4 protein-coding genes are annotated in these 2669 nt (G+C 65.8%); 2 read left to right on the top strand and 2 right to left on the bottom strand.

The genetic code is table 11. The features are described from left to right. The coding region (locus ABZW74_RS24365; RefSeq protein WP_355280065.1) for a hypothetical protein at positions 1-370 on the bottom strand (370 nt) is incomplete at its 3' end. Then, complete coding sequence (locus ABZW74_RS24370; RefSeq protein ID WP_355280067.1) at positions 367-960, bottom strand: TIGR03086 family metal-binding protein; 594 nt, start codon at positions 958-960, stop codon at positions 367-369. The genes ABZW74_RS24370 and ABZW74_RS24365, both read right to left, overlap by 4 nt. A 166-nt stretch (positions 961-1126) precedes the next feature. Between ABZW74_RS24370 and ABZW74_RS24375 the strand changes: the two genes are divergently transcribed. Together ABZW74_RS24375 and ABZW74_RS24380 are read left to right on the top strand one after the other, a co-directional pair. Next, positions 1127-1921, top strand: a complete 795-nt coding sequence (locus tag ABZW74_RS24375) for a VOC family protein (protein ID WP_355280070.1) — start codon at positions 1127-1129, stop codon at positions 1919-1921. 35 nt (positions 1922-1956) lie between these two features. After that, positions 1957-2669: enoyl-CoA hydratase/isomerase family protein (locus ABZW74_RS24380; protein ID WP_355280073.1), on the top strand; the 713-nt coding region annotated here is incomplete at its 3' end.

A 2669-nucleotide genomic window follows, 5' to 3' on the forward strand; every position in this document is an offset into this window, starting at 1 on the left:
GACCGGCCGGGTCGCTCAGCGTCACGATCGCGACTCCGAGGGCCACGGCAGCACCGACGCCGACGACCACGATGGCCGGCCTCCGCAACGACGCCCGCCACCAGCCGAGTGCCGCCGCAATCGCGACCACCGCACCCGCGGCGATGACGATCAGACCGGGTCGCCGGGTCTGGCCGTCGAAGAAGTACTCCACGTCCTCGGCAGCCGCGCCGGGTACCGACACACGACCCAACCCGGTGATCGACGGTCGGACGCCCTCGTCGGACACACCCCACTTGACCTGCGCGAGCGCGACGAGAAGCAAGCCCGCGACGCAGGCGATCGGCCACACAAGGCCGCGTAACCGGTCGATTCGGCCGGGAGAAGTCATTCCTCCAGCGTGCCATGCGGCCAAAACGGTTGGCGCCCCGCGAGTCCGACAAGTCGATCGAGAATGGGCGCATCCTCGGGCACCTCGACGATGGGTCCGAACATCCCGTCACGCTCGCTCTGCGGTTCCGGTGGATGGTGAAGATCGAACACGGCGGACGCGACGGGGTCGGGAATCGTGTAGTCGACGCCGATCGATCGCGCGACGTCCCAACCGTGGAGGACGAGCTCGCTGAGCGCGACCGTGCCGAGAACCTCTGCGGGCGCCTCGAAGCCTCCCGCCTGTGTCATACCCTCCCACGCGTCGGGCCGCTGCCAACTCAGGACGAGGTCACGCAGGTTGCCGGTGAGCGAGGCCCACCAGAAGTCCGGCAGGGTTTCGGCGCCCGGATTCGGGGGCGTGGATGTCAACGGTCCGAACTCCTTGCGCCCCGCCGCCGCGAACGCCGCACTGAGACCAATGACATGCGCGAGCAGCCCGGAAAGATCCGTACCGTCGCATGGCGTCGCACGGGTGAGTTGGTCATCGGTCACCTTGGCTGCCAAGTCGATCATCTGATTGGCCGCGATCTCGATGTAGTCGGCGTTCATACCTGGTCCTTTCGCCGGCGGAGTATCTGTCACAGCTGTGGACCACACTGGGACACCGAACTCATCGCAACTTTCGCTCGGGTTCCTCCACCTCCGACGATGAGTTTCGGCAAGGCTGGGGGTCTGCCGACTTGTACAACCCACATTCGTGAGAAAAGGACACACCATGGCCGAGTACTCCGCGCCCCTCGGCGCGCCGATCTGGTTCGACCTGATGAGCAGTGAGCCCGACAAGGCCGCCGAGTTCTACGGCGCCCTGTTCGGCTGGGAAGCAGAGGACGCCAACCCCGACTTCGGTGGCTACCGGAACTTCGTCAAGAACGGACACCGCGTCGCCGGAATGGGTCCGGTGATGGACCCGAACGGACCGTCGGACGTGTGGTCGGTGTACCTGCATACCGACGACCCGGATGCCACGGTCAAAGCCGTCGAGGCGGCCGGGGGCAGCATCATGGTGCCGCCGATGGACGTCGGCGACATGGGCACGATGATGGTGGCCGTCGACACGGCGGGCGCGGTCATCGGCTTCTGGAAGCCGAACACCCATCCCGGATTCGTCGAGTGGGGCGAGCACGGCACCCCGTACTGGTTCGAGTGTCAGAGCAAGGATTACGCGAAGTCGATCGAGTTCTATCGCTCGGCGATCGGGGCACGGATCGAGGAGATCGGTACCGGCGGCGACCCCGACGCGATCGGACCGGATCATTACGGGCAGGTGTTCATCGGCGAGAACTCCTATTCGGGAATCATGGACTCCGTCAAGCTCTTTCCGCCCGAGGTGCCGTCGTTCTGGCAGGTGTATGTCTGCGTCGACGACGTGGCGGCGACCGTGAAGCAGGCCGAGGGACTCGGTGCAGGCGTCCTCATGGCCGGCGAGGAGACGCCGTACGGAACGCTCGCGGCGCTCGCCGACCCGTTCGGTGCCGTGTTCTGCCTGGGACATCCACCGGCCGGGATGTGAGTACCTTGGTCGTGCGCAGCATGTAGGAAGGAGAGATGTCTGGGACAGCCTCATCTGCAACAGGTGGCGTACCGGTGTTACGGATCGTCGAGGCCGAGGCGCCTCCCGACATCGAGCTACCAGCGGTCAGTGCGATTGCGCCGCCGATCATTGCCGTGGCCCTATCGCCTGAGCGCCTCGTATCCTCCCACTGGCTCGACACCGCCAGCTTCACGCTCACCGAGGTCGACACCGACGACATCCGGTGCGTATGGGTCGAATCCATCGATGATGCGGTCGTCGCGATCTCGGAGCGCTGCAAGCGATTTCCGATCACCGCGAGCGTCAACGCCGACGTGTTCGCGTCGGCTTTGACTTCCGGTTCGCTGCGGTCCGCGTTGATCACCGAGTCGCTCGCGTATTCGACCCTGCAGGCCGGCCCGGAGTTTGCGCGTTGGCTGTTGGAGCGCGGTCCGTCAAACGCGACGGTCACCTCCAGTGGTTCTCCGGTTGAGTTCGATCGCGTGGGCGACACGCTCCGTATCGTGTTCAACAGACCGCATCGTCACAACGCGTTCAACGATGCGATGCGATCGGAACTCCTCGCAGCACTCACCGTCGCCCATCACGACCCGTCGATCTCCGCCGTCGAACTCAGCGGCGCAGGAAGGTCCTTCTGCAGCGGCGGCGACCTGGCCGAGTTCGGCGGTTTCGACGACCCCGCCTCGGCGCACATCGCACGGACCCGGCTCTGCCCGGCCCTCGCGCT

Source organism: Gordonia sp. NPDC003585 (genome assembly GCF_040610755.1).
GTDB lineage: Bacteria > Actinomycetota > Actinomycetes > Mycobacteriales > Mycobacteriaceae > Gordonia.